We start from the raw sequence: 24,948 nt of genomic DNA on the forward strand, positions 1-24,948 counted from the left end.
ACGGGAACCGGCCGACTCGAGTGCGGCCGGGGTGGGCCTCAGACGGAGGGCTGTCCGGCGGCGTACCAAGCGGCGAGCCGGCGCAGACCCTCGTCGACGCTGACGGCGGGCGTCCAGCGGAGGTCGTGCTGCGTGCGCCGCTGGTCGAACCAGTGCGCCGTGGACAGTTGCTCGGCGAGGAACCTCGTCATGGGTGGTTCGTCGGTGCCCGGCCGCACGGCCCAGACGCGCTCGACCAACGACCCCGCGGCGCGGGCGATCCCGGCCGGCACCCGCAGGCGAGGCGCGGGCACCCCTGCGGCCGCGCAGATCCCGGCCATCAGGTCGGCGACGGTGCGGGGCTCGCCGTTGCTGATCACGTACGACCCGCCGCTGACCTCGTCCACGCGCTCGAGGGCTGCGGCGATGCCGGACGCCGCGTTGTCCACGTAGGTGGAGTCGATCAGGGCGGCGCCGTGGTCGAGCAGCGGCAGGCGGCCGGAGCGCGCACGGTCGACGATGCGCTCGACGAGTTGGGTGTCGCCCGGGCCCCAGACGAGGTGCGGGCGGACGGCCACGACGCGCAGGTCGGCGTCGGCGGCGCCGAGGGCGACGCGCTCGGCCGCGGCCTTGGTGCGGGCGTAGTCGCCGCGAGCGTGCCCGGGTGAGGCGGGCAGGGCGTCGTCGCCGACGATCGACGATCCGGCGTGCGCGACGGACGGCGACGAGACGAAGACCAGCCGCGGGACCGAGGAGGCGCGCATCGCCTCGACGAGGGAGCGCGTGCCCCCGACGTTGACGGCCTCGAACTCGGCGGCGTCACCCGTGAGCGACACCTTCGCGGCGAGGTGGACGACGGCGTCCTGGTCGCGGGCGGCGGCGGCCACGGCCCGCGGGTTCGTCATCGACCCGAGCACGTCGCGGACGCCGGGCACGCCCGAGGCCCGGCGTTGGAAGGTCGTGACCTCGTGTCCGGCGGCGGCCACGGCCCGGGCGACGGCGCCGCCGAGCAGGCCGCTCGCGCCGGTGACCAGCACCCTCACGGGCGCACCCCGCATCGGCAGACGGGCGTGTTCGCCCAGGAAGGGCGTCCGTGTGCGCCCGTGTCGGACGAACCCGCCCGGGTTCGGGCAGCGCCACCGACCGGCACCCTCACGGGCGGCGCATCCGGCCGCCAGACAGCACGGACGTCGCCCACGCGGCGAGGCCGGTGCGGTCGATCTTGCTGTTGTGTCGCACGTCGGTCGGCAGCTGCGGCACGACGAGCACCGCGGCCACGGGCCGACCCGACGCCGACCCGACGGCCGAGCGGACCGAGGCCGCCAGGGCCGCGGACGCCAGCCCCGCGCGACGAGCCGGGGGGACGGTCTCGGCCACGACGACGACCTGCTGCGTGCCCGCCGGGCCGACGCCCACGACGGCGGCGCGGGCGATGCCGGCCCGCGCCTCCACGGCCTGTTCGGACGCCACCGGCGTCAGCACGCCCGTCGCCGTCGTGATCACGTGGGGCAGGCGGCCCTCGACCCAGAGTCGCCCCTGCGCGTCGAGGTGCCCGACGTCGCCGGTGCGGTGCCGGCGGGTCTCGGCGGTCGAACCCAGGCGGCTGATGCGGTGCGTCAGCCAGAGACGGTCGTAGTGGTCCTCGACGTGGGGCGCCGAGACGACGATCTCGCCGGTCACGCCGGCGTCATCCGTGAACGTCGAGGAGGCGCGGCCCGCGTCGTCGAGCGGAGCGATCCGCACCGTCGTGGTCGCGCCGGGCAGCCCGACGCAGACACCGCCGGCGTCGAGCGCGCCCGCGGCGACGGCGGCCGCGCGGTCGGCCGTCGCGGAGCGCACGCCCTCGAGGGTGACGTCGGTCATCAACAGGCCCTCGGTCATGCCGTAGGGCGTGTGGGGCGTCGCGTTCGGCATGAGGTCGCCTGCGGCGGCCAACAGGGTCTCGGAGACGGGCGCACCCGCCGACAGGAACGTCTCGACTCCGGCGAGGGCGCGGTGGTCGGCGTCGTCGAGCTCGTCCGACGTCGCGACGACGTTCGTCAGTGCGGCGGGGGAGAGGAACACCACGGTGGCGTCCACCGCCGCCGTGGCGGCGGCGACGGCGCGGGCGGTCAGGGTGCGCGGCTTCGTGACGTCCATGTCGGGCGTGACGCTCGTCGCCCCGAGGGCGGGGCCGAGCAGGGCGAACGGGGCGAAGCCGGCCACCAGGCCGGTGCCCGGTCCGACGCCGTACTGCTCGGCCAGCGCGTCGCGCAGGGCGGTCAGCTGGCCGTGCCGGTAGACGACGCCCTTCGCGGGGCCGGTCGAGCCCGAGGTGAAGAGGATCGCGGCCTCGGCGTCGGCCGTGGGCGCGTCGGGCAGCTCGGCGAGGGCGTCGTGGGCGCGGCGGCCGAGGGCGGCGATCTCGGGTAGCGACGCCTCGACGCCGAGCGCCCGGGCAGCGACGGGCGACAACGTCGTCGTCGAGATCTTGCGGCCCGGCCAGCCGAGGGCGGTCGCCGCCGTGAGCCCCGGGAGCTGGCCGATCACGTGGTCGGGCCAGGCGCCCCGGACGGCGCGGGTCAGGCCGCGCACGCCGAGACCGGCGTCGGCCACGACCACGACGGCGCCGAGGCGGACGCAGGCGTAGAGCACGGCGGTCAGGTCGGCGCCGGGCTGCACGAGCAGCGAGACGCGGTCACCGGGGCGCACGCCGTGCGCGCGGAGACCGAGGGCGATCTCGTGGACGCGACGGGCGAGCAGGCTCCAGCTGACCGAGCGGGGGCCGTCGGCACCCGCGGGTGCCATCTCGACGAGCGCGGTGGCCGGGCTGTCGGCCAGGGAGTCGAGGTACGACCAGAGCGGGCGGTCCTGCGGGGAGGCGACCCGCGCCTCCTCGGCTGCGACGGCGGCGTCGGCGACCGCGGCGGCGCCGTCGGGCAGGCGGTCGCCCAGCCAGGTGAGCACGGCCCCGGCGTAGTCGACGTCCTCGGCGACGAGGTGGCCGGCGCCCTCGAAGCGGTGCACGTCCGCGTGCGGCAGACGGTCGACCAGGTCGTCGAGGTACCGGTCGGAGAAGATCGGGTCGCGCGGGCCCCAGAGCATCAGGGCCGGCACGGTGAGTTCGCGCAGACCCTCGGCGATGCGGTCGAGCTCGGGGCTGCTGACGTGCCCGTCGTCGACCGGGATGTCGGCCACGAAGCCGCCGATGCCGCCGCGGCGGTCGGCCTGGCGGTACGGAGCCCGGAAGCCGTCCTTCACCTCGGCCGACAGCGGCGGGTGGGCGAGACCGAGGGTCACGTCGAGGAACCCGGTGGTGCCGACGGTCGCCCGGCCCAGCACGCCGCGGGCCAGGGTGAGGCGCAGGGGAGCGGGGATCTTCTCGCCCTCGGGCTGGTGGATCGCGGTGTTGAGCAGCATGAGCCCGGCGAGCTGGCCGGGGTGGTCGACTGCCCAGCCCATCGAGACGACGCCGCCCCAGTCGTGGCCGAGGGTGACGACGGGCCCGGTGACCTCGAGGGCCTCGGTCAGGTCGCCCAGGTCGGCGACGCGGCGGGCCAGGGTCTGCGGCGAGCCCGTGCGCTCGGAGAAGCCCATGTCGAGCTGGTCGACCGCGACGACGCGCCAGGCGGGCCCCCCGGCTGCGGCCGTCTCGACCGTGCGGGCGACGAGGCGGCGCCAGAGGTACGACCAGGTCGGGTTGCCGTGCACGCAGAGGATGGTGCCGACCGGTTCGGCGCCGACCTCGGCCAGCGCCTCGGCGTTGTCGAGGACGTGCCAGGTGCGGGAGGCGCGGTGTGCGCCGAGCCCGTACGGCACGTCGACGAGACGCGACCACGACGGGTCGAGCCCGTCGAGACCCGCGGGGGGACGTGACGCCGGCGCCGTGGCGGAGGCGGACCGCGGGAGCCGACTCACCAGGCGAGTTCCATCATCGCGGTGTTGATGCCCGAGCCCACTCCCATCAGCAGGACGCGGTCGCCCTTGCTGAGGGTCTTGCTCTCTTCGACCAGCGTGATCGGGATCGACGCCGGGCCGACGTTGCCGAGGTTCGGGTAGGTCAGGGGGACGAGCTTCTTGTCGATGCCGGCGGCCTTGACGAACGCGCCGGTGTGCACGTCGCTGACCTGATGCATGATGTAGCGGTCCATGCGCTGCCAGTTCCAGTCGCGCTTGGCCTCTTTCCAGGCCGAGACGACGAGTTCCATGCCGCGCTTGAGCAGGGCCTTGGCATCGGTGAACATGCCGTCGACGCTGCCGACGCAGAGGTCGTAGTTCTCGGTGGCGGCGCGGGTGACGCCGCCGACGATGCGGTGACCCTCGGGGTGGAGGTCGGCGCGGCCGATGACGGCGGCGGCGGCCCCGGAGCCCAGGGTGAGGCTGGCGAACTCGCTCATGAAGTCGTCGCGGCCGTAGCCCTTGGTCAGCAGACGGTCGATCGTGTTGACCTGGACGTCGTCCGCGTCCTCGCCGTCGATGATGACGGCGTAGTCGATCTGGCCGGCGTCGATCAGCTGGGCGGCGAGGGTCATGCCGTTGACGAAGCCGAGGCAGGCGTTGGCGATGTCGAAGTTCGTCGCCGACGAGGGCAGGCCGAGGCCGTGGTGCAGGCGGACCGCGACCGAGGGCTCGAGGTGGGGGCGCGTGACCGACGTGTTGATCAGCAGGCCGACCTGGTCGGGGCGGATGCCCGCTTCGGCCATCGCGCGCTTGCCCGCGTCGATCGCCGCCGAGTCGAAGCTCTGCTCGGTGCTCCAGTTGCGGCGCTCGTACACGCCGGCGACTCGCTGCAGCAGGCCCGTGGGCAGCTTGAGGCGCTTGAGCACGGGGGCGAGCTTCTCGTCGATGCTCTCGGAGGTGGTGACCCGGTCGGCCATGGTGCTGGTGACCGACAGCAACGCGACGTTGCTGTGCCGGGTCGTAGCGTTTCCGTTCAACGGAACTCCCTGTCGAGTTGTGGCGGGATAGGGCTGCACGCGCGCGCGGGGTCGCGAGCGGAGCCGAACGTCGTGGGCACCGGTTCGGTGCATCCGTCAGTTTACGGCGACGGACGCTGGGTGGTTGCCAGGTTGACGGGGCACGTCCATGCCCTGAACGGCATGTGACCGGGGGTTCCGGCGTCAGGCCTCGGGGTCGCGGGGCAGCCGGACGACGCGGCGTCGGTCGTCGCGCGTCCACCAGACGAGGTCCGCCACGGCCCAGGTGACGGCACCCAGACCGGCGGCCACGACGATCACGGTGATGACGGTGACGTGGCCGCCGCCGACCGTCAGGGCGGCGACGATGCTCGCGATCACGACGAGCGCGCAGAACGACGTGACGAGGGGCAGGGCGAGGCCGCCGCGTTTGGTGAGCAGCCAGTTCGGCACGTCGGGGTCGACGTGGACGTCGCGTCGTCGCACGGTGCCTCCTCGGCGGATCGGGGTCCCGGCGATCGTAGCCCGCGCACCTTGTACCCTCGGGTGCATGAGCGACCTGCGGCGACCCTGGTTCACCCTGACGAAGACGGGCGCCGTGGTGCCCGCCGTGTTCGAGGTGCTGATCGGCCTGTTCGGCCTCGTCGTCCAGGTGCTCAACATCGCCTCGGGGGTGCCGGTCCAGGCGCTGACCGTCATCATCCTGATCGTGGCCGTGCTGCTGGTGGCCCAGGGCGTGGCCGACCTGGTGTGGTGGAGCAAGGACGGCCGCCGGGCGAGGGCGCGCCAGGTCTGACCACCGACCGGGGCCTGCCCCGGGCCTAGGCGCTCGCCTCCGGGCGCGGCCGCCGCAGTCGGTGCGTCGCGAGCAGCACGACGACCACGACGCCCACCCCGATGGCGGTGTCGGCCGTCCGGGCCGCCACGAGGGCGCCCACGTCGACGGGTGCGCCGCCGAGTGCCCGCATGCCGAGCGCCATGGGCGTGATGAACACGAGCGCGAGCCCGTAGTTGCGGACGATGAGCAGCTCGGTCGCGAACTGCAGCACGCCGAAGGCGACGATCAGGGCGGCGACCCCGGGGTGCCAGGCCAGCAGCAGGGCGGCGAGGCCGACCCCGACGAGGGTGCCGAGGAGGCGGTGGCCGGCCCGCACGAGTTGGCCCGCCGTCGCGGTCCCCACCACGGGCACCACGGCCGACACCATCGCCCAGTACGGGCTCTGCACGCCGAGACCGAGGCTGATCAGCCCGGCCACGATCGAGGACACCAGGCAGACCGAAGCGTGGACGATCGTCCGTCGGCCGTCCAGGGGGCGCGGGCCGCGCCTCCATCGGCGTCCGTCGACGGTGGCGAGCGCGCGACGGCCGGCGGGCAGCAGCACGCCTGCGAGCGAGGCGAGCAGGGCGAGCGCGAGACTCGCCGGGGCGACGACCGCTGCCACCGCGACGGTCGACGCGGTCGCGGGCACGAACGCCGAGACGCCGAGTCCGAAGACGAAGAAGAGCGGGCCGGGCGGGCTCCACCGGCGCAGGTCGGAGACGGCCGACGTGACGCTGGCGACGAGACCGATCGTGACGACCAGCACCCAGACCGGGGCCGCCGAGGCGGCCAGCGCGGTGCCCAGGACCACGCAGGCGACGAGGGAGAGCCCGGCCTCGAGCTGCATCTCGAGCCGCTGGAAGCGGGGGAGCCCTCGGCCGAACGCCGAGGCGAAGGCGCCGAAGACCGCGTAGGGCGTCCACTCGACGTGCCCGATCAGGGCCAGGACGACCATGGGTACGAGCACCGAGACGGCCACCCGGGCGGCCGGACGGTGGGCGCCGTCGTGTGGGCCGAAGCGGACCAGGTCGCGTGGGTGCGGCAGCAGGCGGTGGGTGGGGGTCGTGGTCGTGATGGGGCGGTCCTCTGGTCGACGCGGCGTGGGCGCTCGTCGTCGAACTGCTTCACGGGTGAATGATCTGGGGGCTACTTTACTCGTGAACCATCGATAGGCTCAAGGGCATGACCGACGCCGGGCCCCGCGACGTGATGGACGACGTCCACGACCGATGGCGCGAGCTGCGGCCCGACCTCGACGTCTCGGCCATCCCCGTCATCGGCCGCGTCAACCGGCTCGCCCGCATCGTGCAGCGGCGCAGCGACGACCTGCTCGCCGAGTTCGGCCTGGGGCGGGCGGACTTCGACCTGCTCGCGGCCCTGACCCGACGCGACGCACCGACGAGTCCGACGCAACTGGCCGACGAGACGCTCCTGTCGCCGCCGGCCGTCACGAAACGCGTCAAGGGCCTGCTCGCGGCAGGCCTCGTCGATCGCACGGCCAATCCCGCCGACCACCGCGGCTACTTCGTCGCGCCGACCGTGGCCGGGCGCCGCCTGATCGACCGCGTGCTCGAGGTGCAGCTCGCCGACGAGCGGGCGATCCTCGCCGCCCTGCCCGAGGAGGCGCGCGCGGCCGTCGCGGACGGCCTGCGTCACCTGCTCGTCGCCCTCGAGGGCTGAGCCGCACGCGTCCTGTCGGGACGACGAGAGAAGAGAGCCGGCCACGGGACTTGAACCCGTAACCTTCCGATTACAAGTCGGATGCGCTACCAATTGCGCCAGGCCGGCGGAGCGTGCCCATCTTACCCAGCCCGCGCCTCCTCACCCGGCCTGGAGGATGCGGTCGGTGCAGGATTGGCGTTCCGAGGCCGAGAAGTGGTGAAGTAGACGCAGCGCACCGCGCCCGCCGGACGCACCGACCTGAGGAGCCCCCTTGTCCACGATCTTGACCGCGCTCGGTTCGCTCGCCATGCTCTTCGTCGCCTTCGCCCTGTTCGCCTACTCGTTCGGCTCGGGCGAGCCCAACGCCTTCGTCTTCTTCGGGGGCATCGTCCTGATGACCGGCTCGTTCTGGCTGCCCATCACGGTGATCGGCAACAGCCACAAGACCTGGTGACCGGGTCGGTGCCCGCAGGGGCACCGACCGACTAGGGCGTGCTGACGAACTGCTCGGGGTCGAGCAGCTTCCGCGGCTTCGCGTCGTCACCGTCGCGCCCGCCCACGTAGAGCCAACCCAGCAACTGCTCGCCGTCGCGCAGGCCGTGCGCCGTCGCCACCTCGGGGGCCCGGGTCAGGACGCCGGTCCGCCAGAACACGCCCCACCCCTCGTCGTCGAGCACGAGCGACAGCAGGTGCGCCACACCCGAGGCGACCGATTCTTGCTCCCAGTAGGGCACCTTGCGGCTCTCGCGCGGCGAGACGACCACCGCGACGATCAGCGGTGCCCGCAGCGCCTTCTGCGTCAGCTTGTCGCGGGCGTGGCCCTCGGCCCCACCCGCGTCGGCCAGTGACCGGCCCACGACGAGCCGGTCGTCTCCGCGGAACTCGATCAACCGCCACGGGCGCAACTCGGAGTGGTCCGCCACCGTCGCCGCCGACCGCACGGCGTCGAGCAACTGCTCGTGCGTCGGGGCGACGTCGGTGACCTTGGACCGTGACCGTCGACGCCGGGCGGCGTCGGCGACGGCGCTCACTACTCGGCGGCCTTGAAGTCGAGCGAGATGCTGTTCATGCAGTAACGGTCACCGGTCGGCGTGCCGAAGCCGTCGGGGAACACGTGGCCGAGGTGCGAGCCGCAGTTCGCGCACCGGACCTCGGTGCGGGTCATGCCGAGCGAGTTGTCCTCGATCAACTGCACCGCGTCGGGGTTCACCGACTCGTAGAAGCTCGGCCAGCCGCAGCCGCTGTCGAACTTGGTGCCGCTCTTGAACAGTTCGGCGCTGCACGCCGCACAGGCGTAGACGCCGGCACGGCTCTCGTCGAGCAGTTCACCGGTCCAGGGACGCTCGGTGGCGGCCTCCCGCAGGACGGAGTACTGCTCGGCGTCGAGCTCTTCGCGCCACTGCTCGTCGGTCTTCTCGATCTTGTACGCCACGATGATCTCCTTGCTTGTCGGGACTCCTCATTCAACACGGTCGACCGGTGCACGATTCCCCGGCCCCCACCGGGCTGTCAGACTCCTGGTCGTGAGCACCTCCGACCGCTTCCTGGCCGCGGCCCTCGCCTTCGACCGTGAGGGGTCGCCGTCGCAGGCCGAGCTCGCGCGGGGCATCGCGGGCGATCCGACGGCGCTCGCCGTCGTCGAGCGAGCCGAGGAGGCGCGGCGCCAGCCCGTCCTCGTCCTCGCGGTCTGCCGGTGGCTGGGTGCGCCGCACGGGTCGTGGTCGGCGCTGAGGCCCTGGCTGCTCGCCCGCTCCGACGACGTCGTGGCCGAGCTCGGCAGGCGACTCACCCAGACCAACGACGTGCGCCGCTGCGCCCCGCTGTCGATCGCGTTGGCCCGCGTGCCCGGCCCGATCGCCCTCATCGAGGTCGGCGCCTCGGCCGGGCTCTGCCTCGGTGTCGACCGCTACGGCTACCGCTCGGGCGACCGGATCTGGGGTGACGCGTCGAGCACGGTGCAGCTCGGGATCGACGTGGTGGTCGAGGGCGCGACCCGTTCCCGGGCGGAGCTGCCGACGGGACGGCTGCCCGAGGTCGTCTGGCGGGCGGGGATCGACCTCGACCCGGTCGACGTCCGCGACCCCGAGCGGGTGGCCTGGCTCGAGACCCTGCTGCCGCCCGAGCGCGGTGATCGGCGGGACCTGCTGCTGCGGGCCGTCGCGCTCGCCCGCACCGCGCCTCCTCGGCTCGTTGCGGCGGACGCCGTCGACGGTCTCGCCGCCCTCGTGGACGAGGCCCCGACGGACGCCACACCGGTCGTGGTCTCGACGGGCACGCTCGTCTACCTGCCGGGTCGGCGGCGCCAGGCTTTCGTCGACGAGGTCGGCCGGCTGGGTGCGCGGTGGATCTCGTACGAGCGCCGCGACCTGCTGACGGACGTGGTCGCCGAGGTGCCGCCGGGGGTGTCCGCCGACGACGCGTTCGCGGCCCTCGCCCTCGACGGCCGGGTGCTGGGCGTGGGGGACGCCCACGGCACGCGGCTGCACCTCACGGCCTGACCGCGGGTCGACGGGTCGCGGCACGAGGCGACCGGCGGCGCCTCGGGCGGGTGGACGCGTTGTCGGACCACGCCCCCGGCCTCCGCGATCGGTCGGGGCGCCGCCCATAGGATGACCCGGAACCCAGGGGAGGGCCGCCACGATGGACGAGAACGCGACAGGTGACGACGTGCGCTCGAGCGTGCTGTCCGAACGTGACCGCGCCGTCCTGGACTTCGAACAGCGTGCCCCCGCCTCGGCCGGTGCCCGGGAGGCCGCGATTCGTCGGGAGTTCGGCCTCGGGGTCGTCCGTTACCAGCAGTTGCTCAACTCGCTCATAGACCGACCCGCTGCACTGGCTTACGCACCCATGCTCGTCGGCCGCCTGCAGCGCCTGCGAGTCGCCCGCCACGACGCCCGATCGACCCGTTCGTTCGGTCCGACCCGCTGATCCACGAGAGACCACGCATGCCGAAATTCGACCGAGACCGGTTCGACGACGTCCCCGCCGACCTCGACCGCGTCGGGGCCCACCGGGCCGAGAAGCGCCCCGGCAGCGGCTGGATCGGCTTCGCTTGGGCGGCCCTCGCCGTCGGCGTGCTGGTCGGTGCCGGCGTCGTGTACCTCGGGGTCGCGAACAACAGCTTCCAGTTCGTCAACCCGTCGGCGTCCGGCACCGCCGAGGCCCAGGCGCCCGACACCGAGACGGCGACCCCTTCGGCCACGCCGACGGTGGCCCCGCTGACGGACCCCTCGCAGGTCGACCCCGCGGTCACCACGATCACCGTGCTGAACGGCACGGCCACCGCCGGGCTCGCCGGTTCGGCCTCCGAGCGGCTCGAGACCGCCGGCTGGGTCGTCGGCACGCAGGGCAACGCCAGCGAGCGCGTCGCGACCTCCACCGTCTACTACTCGGCGGCCGACGACGAGGCCGCGGCGCTCGGGCTCGCCCAGCAGCTCGGCATCACCGACGTCGAGGCGAGCGCGGCCTTCCCGGGGGCCGCCGTCACGATCGTCCTCGGGGCCGACTACAGCTCCTGACGCCGCCGTGCGACGCCCTCGCGGCGTCGCCCGATCCGAGGAGGCGCGAGTCCCGTCGGGCCCTCACCGCGCCTCCCGTGTTACGCCCGCGTTTAATTACCGGTGAAATCCTCGTTTTCTGCGGGTGTTTCTCGTTCGAGGTGTGTTCTTCCGCTTTTCCCGTGGCTAGCATCTGGAATTGGTCGCCTCCCACGGCTCGCCGACCTGGTGTTCTGCACGAGTGACGCTGTCCCGTCCGGGCTCGCAGATGATTGCGTCGACGACCCGGCTCTGCAGCACCGCACGCGCCGTACCACCACAGCAAGGGGAGCGACACCATGGCAAACGGGACCGTGAAATGGTTCAACGCGGAGAAGGGCTTCGGCTTCATCACCGTCGAGGGAGACGGCCAGGACGTCTTCGTGCACTACTCGGCCATCGACATGAGCGGGTACAAGGTCCTCGAAGAGGGCCAGGCCGTCGTGTTCGAGGTCGGCACGGGCGACAAGGGGCCGCAGGCGGAGTCCGTCCGGCTCGCCTGACGCCCACCGGTGCGCCTCGACGCACCGACGCCTCGCCGCACGCCGTCACGGTCCGCCGTGGCGGCGTGCTCGTGCGTCCGGGCCCCGCCACGTCACTTGCACTCTCATCGGGCGAGTGCCAGAATCGTTGCTGGCACTCGCGACACGTGAGTGCCAATGCTTCTGCTTCATGACGTCCGGGAGGGACGAAAAACACACATGGCTAAGATCATTGCTTTTGACGAAGAGGCCCGTCGTGGCCTCGAGCGTGGCCTGAACATCCTGGCCGACGCGGTGAAGGTCACGCTCGGCCCGCGTGGTCGCAACGTCGTGCTCGAGAAGAAGTGGGGCGCCCCCACCATCACGAACGACGGCGTCTCCATCGCCAAAGAGATCGAGCTCGACGACCCCTTCGAGAAGATCGGTGCCGAGCTCGTCAAAGAGGTCGCGAAGAAGACCGACGACGTCGCCGGCGACGGCACGACCACCGCGACGGTGCTGGCCCAGGCCCTCGTCCGCGAAGGTCTGCGCAACGTCGCGGCCGGTGCCGACCCCATCTCGCTGAAGCGCGGCATCGAGAAGGCCGCCCAGGCCGTCTCCGACCAGCTGCTGGCCGACGCGAAGGACATCGAGACCAAAGAGCAGATCGCTGCCACGGCCTCGATCTCGGCCGCCGACCCCACCATCGGTGCGCTCATCGCCGAAGCGATCGACAAGGTCGGCAAAGAGGGCGTCGTCACCGTCGAGGAGAGCAACACCTTCGGCACCGAGCTCGAGCTCACCGAGGGCATGCGCTTCGACAAGGGCTACCTGTCGCAGTACTTCGTCACCGACCCCGAGCGCCAGGAAGCCGTCTTCGAAGACGCCTACGTGCTCATCGTCAACTCGAAGATCTCGAACATCAAAGACCTGCTGCCGATCGTCGACAAGGTCATCCAGTCGGGCAAGCAGCTGCTCATCATCGCGGAAGACGTCGACGGCGAGGCCCTGGCCACGCTCGTCGTGAACAAGATCCGTGGCATCTTCAAGTCGGTCGCCGTCAAGGCCCCCGGCTTCGGCGACCGTCGCAAGGCGCAGCTGCAGGACATCGCGATCCTCACCGGTGGTCAGGTCATCGCCGAAGAGGTCGGTCTCAAGCTCGAGAACGCCACGCTCGACCTGCTCGGTCGTGCCCGCAAGGTCATCATCACCAAGGACGAGACGACCATCGTCGAGGGTGCCGGTGACGACGAGCAGATCGCCGGCCGCGTCCGTCAGATCCGCAGCGAGATCGAGGCGACCGACAGCGACTACGACCGCGAGAAGCTCCAGGAGCGCCTCGCGAAGCTCGCCGGTGGCGTCGCCGTCATCAAGGCGGGTGCCGCGACCGAGGTCGAGCTGAAAGAGCGCAAGCACCGCATCGAGGACGCCGTGCGCAACGCGAAGGCCGCCGTCGAAGAGGGCATCGTCGCCGGTGGCGGCGTCGCCCTCATCCAGGCCGGCAAGACCGCGCTGGCGAACCTGCAGCTCGAGGGCGACGAGGCGACGGGTGCGAACATCGTCCGTGTCGCGATCGACGCTCCCCTGAAGCAGATCGCCTTCAACGCCGGCATGGAGCCCGGCGTCGTGGCCGACAAGGTCCGCGGGCTCGACATCGGTTGGGGCCTCAACGCCGCGACCGGCGAGTACGTCGACATGCTGGCAGCCGGCATCATCGACCCCGCCAAGGTCACGCGTTCGGCTCTGCAGAACGCCGCGTCGATCGCCGGTCTGTTCCTCACGACCGAGGCCGTCGTCGCCGACAAGCCCGAGAAGAACCCGGCCCCGGCCGGCGACCCCTCGGGTGGCATGGACTTCTAGTCCGCAGCCGCGCGGCTCACACCGCGCACACGCTCAAGGGCGGTTCCCCTCCGGGGGAGCCGCCCTTCGGCGTTGCCGGGGGGAGGGACGTGAGCCGCGGTTCGGCCGGGCTTCGGCACCGGCTCCGGACGACGCCAGAAGTGGACACGACACCACGTTGTGGACACGGCGCCACGAGAAGACGTGGTGCGGTGTCCACTTCCTGGCGTCGTGGGCCGGTTGCACGGGTCGCGGGGCGTCCGGCGTCCGGCGCGGGCCGGGGTCGGTCGGGCTACGCGGTCGCGACGGAGGGCTCGGCCGGGGTGAGAGCGTCGGCGGGCATCAGCGGGAGGGCGACCCGGAACGTGGCTCCACCCCCGGGGGTGTCGTCGACGTCCACCGAGCCGCCGTGGGCCGCGACGATGCCGGACACGATGGCCAGGCCGAGGCCGCTGCCGCCCGTGTCGCGGGTACGCGACGAGTCGGCCCGCCAGAAGCGCTGGAAGATCTTCTCGCGGATCTGCGGTGGGATGCCCTCGCCGTGGTCGACGATGGCGACGGTGGCGACACCACGCCCGGGGTCGGACTGCACCACGAGCTCGATCGGGCTGTCCGCCTCGGTGAACCGCATGGCGTTGCCCATCAGGTTGGTGATCACCTGGCGGATCTTGTTCTCTTCGCCGTGCACGATGGCCGGGGCCTCGAACCTCTGCACTTCGCCCTGGAGCTGGGCGGCGGTGGCCGTGTCGCCGTTGCGGACGGCGCGAGCCCTCAGGCTGCGGAGGCGGGCGAGGGTCGCGCCCGCGAACGAGATCGCACCCGTCGCGCCGGGTGAGGCATCCGTGGGTGAGGTGCCTGCGGTCGGGGTGCTCGCGGCCGGTGGTGCGGCCTCGGGGGAACGTCCGTCGGCCGGTGTCTCGTCGCCGTCGGTCAGGGCCGGCACCGCGGCGAGGACGGGCTCGAGCACGATCACGTCGATGTCTCGATCCGGGTTCGACGCCATGGTGTCGAGGGCCGAATCGCGGGCCAGCTGCACGAGGTCGACGGGACCGAGCTCGAGCGGTTTGGACTCGTCGAGACGGGCGAGGGCGAGGAGGTCCTGCACCAGCACGCCCATGCGGATGGCCTCCTTCTCGATGCGGTCCATGGCCTGGGCGACGTCCTCGGGCTTGGTCAGCGCACCCATGCGGTACAGCTCGGCGTAGCCGCGGAGGGAGACGAGCGGCGTCCGGAGTTCGTGGCTCGCGTCGCCGACGAAGCGGCGCATCTGGTCGATCGTCCTGGCGCGGTCGTCGAAGGCGCTGTCGATCCGGTTGAGCATCGTGTTGAGGGACCGGTTCAGTCGTCCGACCTCGGTGTTCGGCGTCGTCGAGTCGAGTCGCTGGGTGAAGTCGCCGTCGGCGAAGCGGGCCGCGGTCGCCTCGACGTCGCGCAGCGGCGCGAAGGTCGACGTGACGAGCAGGCGGGTGAGGGCGGCACCGAGCACGACGACCGAGAGGCCGAACCCCAGGAAGATGCCGCCGAAGCGCCCGATCGTCGCATTGGTGCCCGCCAGGTTGGTTCCGGCCACGATGACGGCGGGCACGGTCGTCACGCTGCCCTGGGCGTCGGTCGAGCGCAGGGCGGCCGCGTGGGCGAAGAGGCGCCACTCGTTGTCGCGGCTCGAGTTGTACCGGTTGAAGGCCTCGTCGAGGGGAGCGCCGGCGACGCCGACGCCGGTGAGGTCGGGGGCGTCGGTGGCACTCGACAGCTGCGAACGGGTGTCGCAGATCAGGTCGCCCTCGTCGTCGAGGATCGCGACGTAGCTGCTGGTGAGGCCCGCGAAGTTCACGGTGCACGACCGGGAGTCCGCCTGGTCGAACGAGGCGCTGGTGAAGTTGGTCGCCGAGTTGCGCAGGGACGTGTCGACCTGTCCCATCAGATAGGTGCTCAGGACGGTCATCGTGCCGAGGCCGGCCACGACGAGGCCGAGGGTGACCAGGGTCACCGTGATGCCGGTGATCTTGGTGCGGATGGAGATCTCGTTCCACCACTGCGAGAGGCGAGCGTGCATGAGGACAGACGCTAGCGGAACCGGCTGGGCACACCCCGCCCGTCGGAGCACGGACGACGACGCCCGACCGCTCGGGGCGGTCGGGCGTCGTCGTGTTCACGCACCAGGGCTGGTGGTCAGGCCTTCGTGGCCTTGAGCATGTAGCCGAAGCCCCGCTTGGTCTGGATGATGGGCTCCGTCGAGAACTGGTCGAGCTTGCGACGCAGGTACGAGATGTAGCTCTCGACGATGCCGGCGTCGCCGTTGAAGTCGTACTCCCACACGTGGTCGAGGATCTGGGCCTTCGAGAGCACGCGGTTCGGGTTGAGCATGAGGTAACGGAGCAGCTTGAACTCGGTGGGGCTGAGCTCGATGGCCGTCTCACCGATGGTGACCTCGTGGGTGTCTTGGTCCATCGTCAGCTCGCCGGCACGGATGATGGCGTCTTCGTCCTCGTTCATCGTGCGACGCAGGATCGCCTTGATGCGCGCGACGATCTCGTCGAGGCTGAACGGCTTGGTGACGTAGTCGTCGCCGCCGACCGTGAGGCCGGTGATCTTGTCCTCGGTGTCGTCCTTCGCCGTGAGGAAGAGGATCGGCGAGGTGTAACCCGACGAGCGGAGGCGCTTGGTCACGCCGAACCCGTTCATGTCGGGCAGCATCACGTCGAGGATGATCAGGTCGGGTTCTTCTTCGAGGACCGCCGAGATCGCCTGCGCACCGTTGCCGACCGCACGGACGGCGAAGCCCGCGAACCGCAGGCTGGTGGTCAACAGGTCGCGGATGTTCGGTTCGTCGTCGACGATCAGGATCTTGGGGCCGTCACTCATGCGCCCAAGTATCTGCGCGCCTCCTCGGTGTTTCCTGTGAGGCGGAGGAGCGTCACCCGCACGTGGGCGGAGCGGCAGCCCTCAGGCGGCCGAGACGGCAGGTCGCTCAGGCGTCCGGGCCGGACCACTCGACGTTGGGTACCAGGGCGACGCGCGTGGTGAGCTCGAGCAGCTCGTCGGGCACGGCCAGGGTGAAGTCCACGCCCTCACGCCGCTCGAGCACCGCCGTGTAGCCCGAGGCCCGTGTGATCTGCCAGCCCGGGAACTCCTCGACGGAGGCGGCGACGACCTGGGCCTCGGAGGCGTCGTCGGTCGCGCCGATCGCGGTGAGCCCGGCGAACAGGTGGTCCTTGACGGGCGACCCGGCGAGCAGGTCGCTGCGTTCGATCACCTCGGGGTCGGGGCTCCAGGTCACGATGCTGAGGGTCGCCCCCGCGTGGAGGCCGCCCTGCACCTCGTAGGTGCGGGCGACCGACACGACGACGGACGGGTCCCACTCGGCGAACCGGGCGACCTGGCCGCGGAACTCCATGGCGTCGTGGTCGAGGGAGGCCACGAGCGGACCGAACGTCGCGAACGGGGCCTGGTCGGCCGCGAACACCCTTCGCAGGCTGTCGCGCCAGAGCTCGTCGTCGCCCAGGGGGAGGTCGGCGTCCGTGGCGTCGCTCACGCGGCGACCACCGGCGAGTCGAGGATCGTGTAGCTGTAGCCCTGTTCGGCCAGGAACCGCTGACGGTTCTGGGCGAAGTCCTGGTCGACCGTGTCGCGGCTGACGAGCGTGTAGAACGAGGCCGGCAAGCCCGACTTCTTCGGCCGCAGCAGACGACCGAGTCGCTGTGCCTCTTCTTGCCGCGACCCGTACGAGCCGCTCACCTGGATGGCCACGGTCGCCTCGGGCAGGTCGACCGAGAAGTTGGCCACCTTCGAGACGACGAGCACCTTGAGGTCGCCGTCGCGGAAGCGCTGGTAGAGGCGCTCGCGCTCGTCGATGGCCGTGCTGCCGGTCAGCGTGGGGGCGTCGAGCACCGCGGCGAGCTCGTCGAGCTGGTCGAGGTACTGGCCGATGACGAGGATCTGCTCGCCGTCGTGCCGGGCCACGAGGTGCTTGACCACGTCGAGCTTGGCCGGGGCCGTCGCGGCCAACCGGTAGCGCTCGTCGTCGGGGGAGGCCGCGTACTCGAGCCGCGCCTCCTGGGGGAGGTCGACCCTCACCTCGTAGCACGAGGCCGGCGAGATGAAGCCCTGGGCCTCGATCTCCTTCCACGGGGCGTCGAAGCGCTTGGGGCCGATCAGGCTGAAGACGTCGCTCTCGCGGCCGTCCTCGCGGACCAGCGTCGCGGTGAGGCCGAGGCGCCTGCGGGCCTGCAGCTCGGCCGTCAGCTTGAAGACCGGCGCGGGCAGGAGGTGCACCTCGTCGTAGACGACCAGGCCCCAGTCGAGCGCGTCGAGCAGCGAGAGGTGCGTGTACTTGCCCCCGCGGCGGGCCGTGAGGATCTGGTAGGTGGCGATGGTGACCGGCTTGACCTCTTTCACCGAGCCGGAGTACTCGCCGATCTCGTCCTCGGTCAGCGAGGTGCGCTTGAGCAGCTCGTCCCGCCACTGTCGCGCGGAGACGGTGTTCGTGACGAGGATCAGCGTGGTGGTGCCGGCGGCCGCCATGGCCCCGGCCCCGACGAGGGTCTTGCCGGCGCCGCACGGCAGCACGACGACGCCCGAGCCGCCCTCGAAGAAGTTGTCGATCGCCTTCTGCTGGTAGTCGCGCAGGTGCCAGTCGCTCTCGTCGAGGTCGATGGCGTGCGGGGTGCCGGGCGTGTAACCGGCGTGGTCCTCGGCGGGCCAGCCGAGCTTGACGAGCTGTTGCTTGACCTCGCCGCGCGCCCACGGCAGGAGCTCCCACAGGTCGTCGGCCCGCTTGACGCCGAGCAGCTCGCCGACCTTCTTGGCCCGGGTGACCTCGCTCAGCACGGAGCTGTCGGTGCCGCGCAGCAGCAACTGGTCGCCGTCGCGCTCGATGACGATGCGGCCGTAGCGGGCGACGGTCTCGGCGATGTCGACGCTGACGCTCTGCGGCACCGGGAACTTGCTGTACTTCTCGAGCGTGCCGAGCATGTCGTCGGCACTGTGCCCGGCCGCCCGTGCGTTCCACAGTCCGAGGCGGGTGATGCGGTAGGTGTGCACGTGCTCGGGAGCGCGCTCGAGCTCGGCGAAGACGCTCAGGTCGTGCCGCGCGTCCTCCGCCTGCTCGTGCGCGACCTCGAGCAGGACGGTGCGATCGCTCTGCACGATCAGGGGTCCGGTCATGAGGGTCGAGTCTAGGCGCGCCCGGTCTCGGCTCTCACAGCCGGGCACCGGTCGGCGCCCACCCGGCAGGACGAGGAGGCGCGGCTCGGCCGACGAGGGGCGCCCGCCTCAGTCGCGACTCGCGACCGCCACCACGTTCTTCAGCGGCAGCGTGCGCTCGACGTCGGACTTCTTGTCGCGACCGCGGACGCGTCCGCCGCCGATGCCGGTGGGCTCCATGTCGAGGGTGGTGGTGCTGCCGTCGGGCATCGCGACCGTCACGGTGACCGTCAGACGGCCCTTCACGGCGGCGTCGAGCTGGCGGGCGATCCAGGCACGGTCCGTGGACTCGTCACCGGAGCCGGGGTCGGTGTGCAGACGCTGGACGAGTTCGCGCAGCGGGTCACGCGTCTCGATCGGGGCCGGTCGCCGGGGTCGGCGTCGGGACGGCGGGGCGACCTCGGCACCGCCCTCGTCGACCACGACGACGGGGTAGCGCTCGTCGCTCAACGACCAGAAGACGGTGTCGCGTTCGAACCGGCTCGCCACGGTCGTCGCGTCGACCCGGGTCAGGGCGAGGGGCGAGAGCGACTGGTCGACCTCGAGGGTGTCGAGGCTCGCGCGGTCGTCCGCGACCACGAGCGACAGTGCGTCGCCCGGCACGCCCGCGGGGGCGCCGCCCGGCGCGATCGCGCGGACGCGGTAGCGCCCGTGCCGTTCGGCGCTCTGCTGGATCAGGTAGTCGAGCGGCTGGGGGATGCCCGTCGACGAGATGCCGCCGAGGAACTCGCGCAGCGAATCGGCGGACTCGCCCTCGCTCAGGGCCCGTTGCAGTCCGCCCTCGGTGATGCGGTAGGTGGCCGCGAGGCCTGCGCTCTCGACCACCGCGATGACGCGGAGCCGGGCGTCGATGGCGGGCGACAGGGGCCCGGGCGACACGACGCTGAGGTCGTGCTGCAGGTAGACCTGCTCGACCGCGTCGGGCAGCAGGGCGGCGACCCGGGTGCGGGCGGCGGCCGGACCGTCGCGGAACAGGGCGACGGCCGCCGAGGTGGGGGTGTCGTCGGAGGTCAGGCCCAGCACCTCGGCGCTGCGCGAGAACGCGGCGATGCGCTCGGTGATCCAGCTGCCGCCGGCCGGGTAGGACCAGTCGGAGAACTCGCGCAGCGGCAGTCCCCACGACGTGTCGACGCGTTGCTCGAGCACCGCGAGGATCTCGGTCGGCAGCGATGCGAGCCAGGCCCGCGTCAGCGTCTGCCACCGGTCGGGCCAGGAGGCGCGGAGCCAGTCGGTCGCGTCGGCGGCCACGACCCAGCCGTCCGGGCTCGGCGCGGCCAACCCGGCCCGCACGGCGATGGCGAGCACGGTCGCCACGTCGTCGACGTCGATGCGGGCGGCCTCGGCGAGGCGCCTCGATTCGGGCAGGGCCAGGCCCCCCTTCGCGAGCTCGCGGGCAGGTGACTGCTCGAGGGCACGGAGGATCTCGGCGACCTCGATGACGACGGCGTACAGCCGCTCGGCCGAGCGGGCGTCGGCGTCGTCGCGGGCCTGGTCGAGGACGGTCTCGAGCACCACCGGCGGTCGTTCGGAGGTCAGGACCTCGAGGGTCAGGGCGGGGTCGTCGTCGAGTCGCTCGCCCACGGCGTCGAGGGTCGAGACGGAGTCGCCGCGGCGGACCACGAGGAAGGCCTCGTCCACGCGGTCGAGCGCGGCGGCCACCGTCTCGCGGTCGACCTCGAAGGCGGCGTCGATGCGCTCGTGCACGGCGTCGACGTCGCCCGGCGCCCGCACGACCTGCAGCACGATGAGCGCGACGCGGTCGAGGTGGGCGAGGGCGTCGCGCACGCTGGCCGGCTCCAGCAGGACGTCCGCGAGGTCGAAGGCGTCGTGGACGCTCGACGCCCGGACCTGCCGTCGAGCGAGGCGGCGCAACAGGTCGTCGTCGTCGATGGCGCGCAGGACGCCTGCGAGGTCGAGTGCACTAGCCATGGTCGAGGCCTCCAGCCGTCGTGCAGCCCGGGTCTGCGGTTACCGTCTGGTGCCCCGTGAGTCGCGGCTGCGACGCACGGCGCTCGCCACCACGAATGCGAGGAGCATCGCGAAGGCGATCGGGAGCCCGATGAGGGGCAGGATCGTGAGTGCGGGCCAGACGCCCGCGGTGAAGTCGGTGACACCCGTCGCCACGCCCACGAACCTCGTGAAGAACGCGAGGACCGAGACGACGACGATGGCGAGGAGCATGAAGAGGAGGACGCGCTCTGTACGATTGACGTCAGAGGGCGCACTCGGTTCGATCTTCTTGGCCACGGGTCAACGATAGTGCGGTGCGGCCCTACCCGGCGATCTAAGCTGGGGCGACCCACCCCCAGGGTCACCCGTCTTCACGAGAGGTCCAGTCATGCCCACCGGCAAGGTCAAGTTCTACGACGACGAGAAGGGCTTCGGCTTCATCAGCAGCGATGACGGCCAAGAGGTCTTCCTCCACGCGTCGGCCCTGCCCGCCGGCACCGTGGGTGTCAAGGCGGGAACCCGCCTCGAGTACGGCATCGCCGACGGCAAGCGCGGCGCGCAGGCCCTGTCGGTCCGCGTGCTCGAAGCCGCCCCCAGCCTCGCCAAGATGAACCGTCGCTCCGCCGACGACATGGCCGTCATCGTCGAAGACCTCGTCAAGGTGCTCGACAAGGCCGGCGGCGACCTCCGTCACGGCCGGTACCCGCAGAACGGCGCCCGCATCGCCGTGCTGCTGCGCACCGTCGCGGACTCGTTCGATGCCTGAGGCCGCCACGCGCACGCCCTGGTCCGAGCTCGCCCGTCGCGCCCTCACCGAGATCACGCCCGACGAGACGATCGGTGCCGAGGTCGACCCGGTCGACGACGAGCCCGGCGTCACCTCGGTGCGCTTCGCCACGCTGCTGCCCGGTTACCCCGGCTGGCACTGGACGGTGAGCGTCGCCCACCTCGACGGCGAAGAGCCCTCGGTGCTCGAGGCCGAGCTCATGCCCGGTGACGGCGCCCTGCTCGCCCCGGACTGGGTGCCGTGGGCCGACCGCCTCGCCGACATGAAGGCCCAGGAGGCGCACGGCGACGACGAGGACGACGAGTCGGACGAGGACGACGACGAAGACGACTCGGACGACGACGACGCGGACGACGAGGACGAGTCCGACGACGAGCGCGGGTCGATCGTGCACGGCGGCGACGTGGACGGCGTCGACATCGACGACCTGGTCGACGCCTCCGAGGACTCCGACGACGACTCCGACGATTCCGGGCGGGCCGCGGACGCACCGGTCGTGCCGGCCGCGCACCCCGAGGCGGACCTCGACGACGACTCGCACGACGACGACTGGGACGGCGAGGATGAAGACCCGCTGAGCAGGCGACGGAAGTAGTCCCTCAAGCCCGACCCGCGCCTCCTGCGTCGGGGTCGAACCACGACGAAGGCCCCGACACGATCGTGTCGGGGCCTTCGTCGTGCGGGCGATCGGTCAGAGGGCGTCGACGACGAACTCGATCGACCGGATCAGCTGGCGGACGTCGTCGGGCTCGATGGCCGTGAAGGTCGCGACGCGCAACTGGTTGCGGCCGAGCTTGCGGTAGGGCTCGGTGTCGACGATGCCGTTGGCGCGGAGCACCTTCGCGATCGCGGCGGCGTCGATCGACTCGGCGAAGTCGATGGTCGCCACGACCTGGGAACGGTGCGACGGGTCGACGACGAACGGGGTCGCGTACTCGGAGGCGGTGGCCCAGTCGTAGAGCGCCGACGACGACTCGCGCGTGCGGGCGTCGGCCCAGGCGAGTCCGCCGTTCTCGAGCATCCAGCGGGTCTGGTCCTCGAGCAGCAGCAGGGTCGTCAGGGCGGGCGTGTTCAACGTCTGGTCGAGCCGCGAGTTGTCGACGGCGTTCTTGAGGCTGAGGAACTCGGGGACGTAACGGCCGCTGGCGGCGATCCGCTCGACGCGCTCGATCGCCGCGGGGGAGAAGAGCGCGAACCAGAGGCCGCCGTCGCTCGCGAAGTTCTTCTGCGGGGCGAAGTAGTAGACGTCGGCCTGCGAGGCGTCGACGTCGATGCCGCCCGCCGCGCTCGTCGCGTCGACGACGGTGAGGGCGCCGGGGTCGCCCGCGACGCGGGTGACCGGGGCCATGACGCCGGTCGAGGTCTCGTTGTGCGGCCAGGCGTAGACGTCGACGCCCTCGAGCACCTCGACCTCGGCCAACGAGCCGCCCTCGGCGGTGACCACGTGGGGGGCCTCGAGCCAGGGGGCGGCGACGGCCTTGGCGAACTTCGAGCCGAACTCGCCGAACGACAGGTTCTCAGCCCGCTTCTCGACGAGCCCGAACGCCGCAGCGTCCCAGAAGGCGGTCGAGCCGCCGTTGCCCAGCACGACCTCGTAGCCGTCGGGCAGGCGGAAGAGCTCGCCCAGTTCGGCGCGGACGCGACCCACCAGGTCCTTCACGGGGGCCTGACGGTGCGAGGTGCCGAGGATCGTCGCGCCGGCGGTGACGAGGTGCTCGAGCTGGGCGGCCCGCACCTTCGAGGGGCCGCAACCGAAGCGGCCGTCGGTGGGCAAGAGGTCAGTGGGAATCCGGATGTCCGCCATGCGCTCGATCCTAGTGACGCGGCGCGGTGCCCAGCGTGCAGCCGGTAGGCTTGCGGGGTAGTCCACGTGTTCCACCGGGAGGCCCCTGTTGACCGATCTCGTCGACACCACAGAGATGTACCTGCGCACGATCCTCGACCTCGAAGAAGAGAACATCGTGCCGCTGCGTGCGCGCATCTCCGAGCGTCTCGGCCACTCCGGTCCGACCGTGTCGCAGACCATCGCCCGCATGGAACGCGACGGCTTGGTCGTCGTCTCCGGCGACCGACACCTCGAGCTCACGCACGACGGACGCGCGAAGGCGACCCACGTCATGCGCAAGCACCGCCTCGCCGAGCGCCTGCTCGCCGACGTGATCGGCCTCGACTGGGCCTACGTGCACGACGAGGCCTGCCGGTGGGAGCACGTCATGAGCGAGCAGGTCGAACGACGACTGCTCGACATGCTCGACCACCCGACCGAGTCGCCTTACGGCAACCCGATCCCCGGGCTCGACGAGCTCGGCGACTCTCCTGCGGGGCGCTTCCTCGACGGCGTGGTCAACCTCGTGGCCGTGCTCGCCGAGCATCCCGAGGGTGTCACCCGGCCGATCCGTCGCCTGGCCGAGCCGGTGCAGTTCGAGCCCGAGCTGCTGCAGCAGTTGCAGGGCGCCGGCGTGCTGCCGGGCGGCGTCGCGACCCTCCGCTCGGCGGGGTCGTACGTCTTCGTCAAGGTCGAGGGCCACGACGAGGGCCTCGAGCTGCCGACCGAGGTCGCACAGCACATCTACGTCGGGCTCTGACCGCTCACCGAGGCGGGATGCGGCCACGCGGGATTCTTGCGTCCGTGCGCCGCGCCTCCTGCGTTCTGCGCCGGATCACGCAGTCGTTTACCGATTCGTTACAAATATCCCTCTCGAGGATGATCTCGCAGGGGTCGCTGGGCTACAGTCGCTGAGTCCCCAGGCTACTGAACCGGCCGCCGGACCCGTGGCAGGACGTCTCTCACGCCCGTCTCCTGCCGTGTGTCGTCGCGATACGAACGAACGGACGGGACAGCTTCCCGAAAGCTGTCGAGACGCAGGAGACCCACCCTCTTGACCCTCCCCGGCTCAGACCACACCCCCGACGTGCGCCCGAACCGCACCGTCGCCACCCGCACCCCCGCCGATCTGCCGACCCGCTCGTCGCTGCGTCGCGCCCAGGCCGCGCCCGCCGCCCGCCCGGGCCGCCCGTCGGTCAAGCGCAGCGTGGTCTCGGTGACCGTGATGACGCTCACCGCCGGTCTGATCGGCACGATGGCGCTGCCGGCGTTCGCGTCGAACCCGGCGGCGGCAAACGGCCCGAGCGTCGGGGCCGCGTCGACGAGCTCGTCGACCAGTCACGCGCAGAGCGTCGCGGTCGGCGACGACGTCGCCCTCGCCGACGCCACCCGAGACGGGTACACGGCGACGTCGCAGGCCGAGCTCAACGCGGCGGCACTGGCCACCCAGCGCGAGGCCGAGCGTGCCGCCCTGGCCGCGAGCTACGCCAGCTACACGGGCCCGACGGCTGCCCAGAACGTGGCCGCCGCGACGAGCTCGGCGACGGGTACGGTCGCGACGCCCGGAGCGTTCAGCCTGAGTGCCGTCTACGCGACGGCCTTGCAGTACGTCGGCACGCCCTACGTCTTCGGTGGAGCGACCCCGGCCGGCTTCGACTGCTCGGGCTTCGTCATGTACGTCTACTCGCAGTACGGCATCTCTCTGCCGCACTCGGTCACGCGCCAGGGTGCCATGGGCACGCCGATCTCGGCCGCCGAGGCGCAGCCCGGCGACGTCGTGATCTTCAACGACGGGTCGCACGACGGGTTCTACGCCGGCAACGGCATGATCCTCGACGCGCCGAAACCCGGTGGGTCGGTCAGCGTGCGACCGCTGTGGACCTCCGCGGTGCACTACGTGCGCTACGGGGCGTAGGCGACCCGCGCCTCCTGCGCCTGAACACCCTGTGAAGAGCCGCCCTGCCCCTTGGCAGAGCGGCTCTTCGGGGCTTA

Annotated in this window: 26 protein-coding genes and 1 tRNA gene; 12 read left to right on the forward strand and 15 right to left on the reverse strand. The window is 71.8% G+C overall.

Annotated elements, in window-relative coordinates; translation table 11 throughout:
* Positions 1-38 precede the first annotated feature (38 nt).
* From ASE87_RS12260 to ASE87_RS12275, 4 genes are all read right to left on the reverse strand, one after another.
* Positions 39-1,022 (reverse strand): NAD(P)-dependent oxidoreductase, encoded by a 984-nt coding sequence (locus tag ASE87_RS12260; protein WP_056229604.1) that lies wholly within the window; start codon positions 1,020-1,022, stop codon positions 39-41.
* A 109-nt stretch (positions 1,023-1,131) separates the two neighbouring features.
* Positions 1,132-3,876 (reverse strand): alpha/beta fold hydrolase, encoded by a 2,745-nt coding sequence (locus ASE87_RS12265; RefSeq protein ID WP_056228837.1) that lies wholly within the window; start codon positions 3,874-3,876, stop codon positions 1,132-1,134.
* Entirely contained in the window at positions 3,873-4,895 is a 1,023-nt protein-coding gene (locus ASE87_RS12270) for a 3-oxoacyl-ACP synthase III (RefSeq protein ID WP_043593545.1), read from the reverse strand. The genes ASE87_RS12265 and ASE87_RS12270 overlap by 4 nt, the downstream gene beginning before the upstream one ends.
* Positions 4,896-5,078: 183 nt before the next feature.
* Entirely contained in the window at positions 5,079-5,360 is a 282-nt protein-coding gene (locus ASE87_RS12275; protein WP_056228842.1) for a hypothetical protein, read from the reverse strand.
* A gap of 64 nt (positions 5,361-5,424) precedes the next feature.
* On the opposite strand from ASE87_RS12275, the gene ASE87_RS12280 reads away from it, so the two are divergent.
* On the forward strand, positions 5,425-5,670 hold the full coding sequence (locus ASE87_RS12280) for a hypothetical protein (RefSeq protein ID WP_043593542.1): 246 nt from the start codon (positions 5,425-5,427) through the stop codon (positions 5,668-5,670).
* Positions 5,671-5,695: 25 nt separating this feature from the next.
* Here ASE87_RS12280 and ASE87_RS12285 read toward each other — a convergent pair whose 3' ends face one another.
* Positions 5,696-6,673, reverse strand: coding sequence for an FUSC family protein (locus tag ASE87_RS12285; protein WP_056228845.1), 978 nt, complete (start codon positions 6,671-6,673; stop codon positions 5,696-5,698).
* A gap of 203 nt (positions 6,674-6,876) precedes the next feature.
* On the opposite strand from ASE87_RS12285, the gene ASE87_RS12290 reads away from it, so the two are divergent.
* Positions 6,877-7,374 (forward strand): MarR family winged helix-turn-helix transcriptional regulator, encoded by a 498-nt coding sequence (locus ASE87_RS12290; RefSeq protein ID WP_056228848.1) that lies wholly within the window; start codon positions 6,877-6,879, stop codon positions 7,372-7,374.
* Positions 7,375-7,409: 35 nt separating this feature from the next.
* Here ASE87_RS12290 and ASE87_RS12295 read toward each other — a convergent pair.
* A tRNA-Thr gene (locus ASE87_RS12295) sits at positions 7,410-7,482 on the reverse strand.
* A gap of 145 nt (positions 7,483-7,627) precedes the next feature.
* On the opposite strand from ASE87_RS12295, the gene ASE87_RS12300 reads away from it, so the two are divergent.
* Positions 7,628-7,810 carry a hypothetical protein gene (locus ASE87_RS12300; RefSeq protein ID WP_043593536.1) on the forward strand — a complete coding sequence of 61 codons (183 nt, stop codon included), beginning with the start codon at positions 7,628-7,630 and terminating at the stop codon, positions 7,808-7,810.
* A 31-nt stretch (positions 7,811-7,841) separates the two neighbouring features.
* Here ASE87_RS12300 and ASE87_RS12305 read toward each other — a convergent pair whose 3' ends face one another.
* Positions 7,842-8,387, reverse strand: a complete 546-nt coding sequence (locus ASE87_RS12305) for a nitroreductase family protein (RefSeq protein WP_043593534.1) — start codon at positions 8,385-8,387, stop codon at positions 7,842-7,844.
* Positions 8,387-8,788 carry a peptide-methionine (R)-S-oxide reductase MsrB gene (gene msrB, locus ASE87_RS12310; protein ID WP_043593533.1) on the reverse strand — a complete coding sequence of 134 codons (402 nt, stop codon included), beginning with the start codon at positions 8,786-8,788 and terminating at the stop codon, positions 8,387-8,389. Before msrB ends, ASE87_RS12305 begins: the two co-directional genes overlap by 1 nt.
* Positions 8,789-8,879: 91 nt before the next feature.
* Here msrB and ASE87_RS12315 point away from each other — a divergent pair, with 91 nt between their 5' ends.
* The 5 genes from ASE87_RS12315 to groL all read left to right on the forward strand — a co-directional run bounded on the left by ASE87_RS12315 (position 8,880) and on the right by groL (position 13,213).
* A complete protein-coding gene (locus ASE87_RS12315) occupies positions 8,880-9,854 on the forward strand; it encodes a DUF2332 domain-containing protein (RefSeq protein ID WP_056228851.1) in 975 nt (324 codons plus the stop codon).
* Positions 9,855-9,996: 142 nt separating this feature from the next.
* A complete protein-coding gene (locus tag ASE87_RS12320; RefSeq protein WP_043593530.1) occupies positions 9,997-10,284 on the forward strand; it encodes a DUF3263 domain-containing protein in 288 nt (95 codons plus the stop codon).
* Between the two features lie 17 nt (positions 10,285-10,301).
* Entirely contained in the window at positions 10,302-10,874 is a 573-nt protein-coding gene (locus tag ASE87_RS12325) for a LytR C-terminal domain-containing protein (protein WP_056228853.1), read from the forward strand.
* Between the two features lie 317 nt (positions 10,875-11,191).
* Positions 11,192-11,395 carry a cold-shock protein gene (locus ASE87_RS12330; protein ID WP_043593527.1) on the forward strand — a complete coding sequence of 68 codons (204 nt, stop codon included), beginning with the start codon at positions 11,192-11,194 and terminating at the stop codon, positions 11,393-11,395.
* Positions 11,396-11,593: 198 nt separating this feature from the next.
* The gene (gene groL, locus ASE87_RS12335) at positions 11,594-13,213 is read left to right on the forward strand and encodes a chaperonin GroEL (protein ID WP_043593524.1); all 1,620 of its coding nucleotides are present in this window, start codon (positions 11,594-11,596) and stop codon (positions 13,211-13,213) included.
* A gap of 271 nt (positions 13,214-13,484) precedes the next feature.
* On the opposite strand, the gene ASE87_RS12340 is transcribed toward groL, so the two are convergent.
* From ASE87_RS12340 to ASE87_RS12365, 6 genes are all read right to left on the reverse strand, one after another.
* On the reverse strand, positions 13,485-15,245 hold the full coding sequence (locus tag ASE87_RS12340) for a cell wall metabolism sensor histidine kinase WalK (protein WP_056228856.1): 1,761 nt from the start codon (positions 15,243-15,245) through the stop codon (positions 13,485-13,487).
* A gap of 116 nt (positions 15,246-15,361) precedes the next feature.
* Positions 15,362-16,054: a response regulator transcription factor gene (locus tag ASE87_RS12345; RefSeq protein ID WP_043593521.1), complete on the reverse strand. Its 693-nt coding sequence runs from the start codon at positions 16,052-16,054 to the stop codon at positions 15,362-15,364.
* Between the two features lie 106 nt (positions 16,055-16,160).
* Positions 16,161-16,724, reverse strand: coding sequence for a hypothetical protein (locus ASE87_RS12350; RefSeq protein ID WP_056228859.1), 564 nt, complete (start codon positions 16,722-16,724; stop codon positions 16,161-16,163).
* Positions 16,721-18,355 (reverse strand): DNA repair helicase XPB, encoded by a 1,635-nt coding sequence (locus ASE87_RS12355; protein ID WP_056043095.1) that lies wholly within the window; start codon positions 18,353-18,355, stop codon positions 16,721-16,723. The genes ASE87_RS12350 and ASE87_RS12355 overlap by 4 nt, the downstream gene beginning before the upstream one ends.
* 108 nt (positions 18,356-18,463) lie before the next feature.
* Positions 18,464-20,323, reverse strand: a complete 1,860-nt coding sequence (locus ASE87_RS12360) for a helicase-associated domain-containing protein (RefSeq protein ID WP_056228862.1) — start codon at positions 20,321-20,323, stop codon at positions 18,464-18,466.
* A gap of 39 nt (positions 20,324-20,362) precedes the next feature.
* Positions 20,363-20,641: a hypothetical protein gene (locus ASE87_RS12365; protein ID WP_056228865.1), complete on the reverse strand. Its 279-nt coding sequence runs from the start codon at positions 20,639-20,641 to the stop codon at positions 20,363-20,365.
* A gap of 91 nt (positions 20,642-20,732) precedes the next feature.
* Between ASE87_RS12365 and ASE87_RS12370 the strand changes: the two genes are divergently transcribed.
* Both ASE87_RS12370 and ASE87_RS12375 read left to right on the forward strand, forming a co-directional pair.
* Entirely contained in the window at positions 20,733-21,110 is a 378-nt protein-coding gene (locus ASE87_RS12370; protein WP_043593516.1) for a cold-shock protein, read from the forward strand.
* A complete protein-coding gene (locus ASE87_RS12375) occupies positions 21,103-21,726 on the forward strand; it encodes a DUF3027 domain-containing protein (RefSeq protein ID WP_056228868.1) in 624 nt (207 codons plus the stop codon). The genes ASE87_RS12370 and ASE87_RS12375 overlap by 8 nt, the downstream gene beginning before the upstream one ends.
* A 96-nt stretch (positions 21,727-21,822) precedes the next feature.
* Here the strand turns inward: ASE87_RS12375 and serC are convergent, their stop codons facing one another.
* Positions 21,823-22,935, reverse strand: a complete 1,113-nt coding sequence (serC, locus tag ASE87_RS12380) for a phosphoserine transaminase (protein ID WP_056228870.1) — start codon at positions 22,933-22,935, stop codon at positions 21,823-21,825.
* Positions 22,936-23,023: 88 nt separating this feature from the next.
* Here serC and ASE87_RS12385 point away from each other — a divergent pair, with 88 nt between their 5' ends.
* Together ASE87_RS12385 and ASE87_RS12390 are read left to right on the forward strand one after the other, a co-directional pair.
* A complete protein-coding gene (locus tag ASE87_RS12385; RefSeq protein WP_056043076.1) occupies positions 23,024-23,716 on the forward strand; it encodes a metal-dependent transcriptional regulator in 693 nt (230 codons plus the stop codon).
* A gap of 327 nt (positions 23,717-24,043) precedes the next feature.
* A complete protein-coding gene (locus tag ASE87_RS12390; RefSeq protein WP_157489852.1) occupies positions 24,044-24,871 on the forward strand; it encodes a C40 family peptidase in 828 nt (275 codons plus the stop codon).
* The last annotated feature ends 77 nt before the right edge of the window (positions 24,872-24,948 follow it).

It is taken from the genome of Frigoribacterium sp. Leaf44, assembly GCF_001421865.1.
In the GTDB taxonomy this organism is placed as follows: domain Bacteria; phylum Actinomycetota; class Actinomycetes; order Actinomycetales; family Microbacteriaceae; genus Frigoribacterium.

Bases quoted from the DNA above. Each gene is read 5' to 3' on its own strand.
- ASE87_RS12355 (WP_056043095.1), bottom strand. From the start codon at position 18,355: ATGACCGGACCCCTGATCGTGCAGAGCGATCGCACCGTCCTGCTCGAG.
- ASE87_RS12280 (WP_043593542.1), top strand. From the start codon at position 5,425: ATGAGCGACCTGCGGCGACCCTGGTTCACCCTGACGAAGACGGGCGCC.
- ASE87_RS12330 (WP_043593527.1), top strand. From the start codon at position 11,192: ATGGCAAACGGGACCGTGAAATGGTTCAACGCGGAGAAGGGCTTCGGC.
- ASE87_RS12360 (WP_056228862.1), bottom strand. From the start codon at position 20,323: ATGGCTAGTGCACTCGACCTCGCAGGCGTCCTGCGCGCCATCGACGAC.
- ASE87_RS12340 (WP_056228856.1), bottom strand. From the start codon at position 15,245: ATGCACGCTCGCCTCTCGCAGTGGTGGAACGAGATCTCCATCCGCACC.
- ASE87_RS12375 (WP_056228868.1), top strand. From the start codon at position 21,103: ATGCCTGAGGCCGCCACGCGCACGCCCTGGTCCGAGCTCGCCCGTCGC.
- serC (WP_056228870.1), bottom strand. From the start codon at position 22,935: ATGGCGGACATCCGGATTCCCACTGACCTCTTGCCCACCGACGGCCGC.
- ASE87_RS12325 (WP_056228853.1), top strand. From the start codon at position 10,302: ATGCCGAAATTCGACCGAGACCGGTTCGACGACGTCCCCGCCGACCTC.
- ASE87_RS12320 (WP_043593530.1), top strand. From the start codon at position 9,997: ATGGACGAGAACGCGACAGGTGACGACGTGCGCTCGAGCGTGCTGTCC.
- ASE87_RS12345 (WP_043593521.1), bottom strand. From the start codon at position 16,054: ATGAGTGACGGCCCCAAGATCCTGATCGTCGACGACGAACCGAACATC.
- groL (WP_043593524.1), top strand. From the start codon at position 11,594: ATGGCTAAGATCATTGCTTTTGACGAAGAGGCCCGTCGTGGCCTCGAG.
- ASE87_RS12290 (WP_056228848.1), top strand. From the start codon at position 6,877: ATGACCGACGCCGGGCCCCGCGACGTGATGGACGACGTCCACGACCGA.
- ASE87_RS12370 (WP_043593516.1), top strand. From the start codon at position 20,733: ATGCCCACCGGCAAGGTCAAGTTCTACGACGACGAGAAGGGCTTCGGC.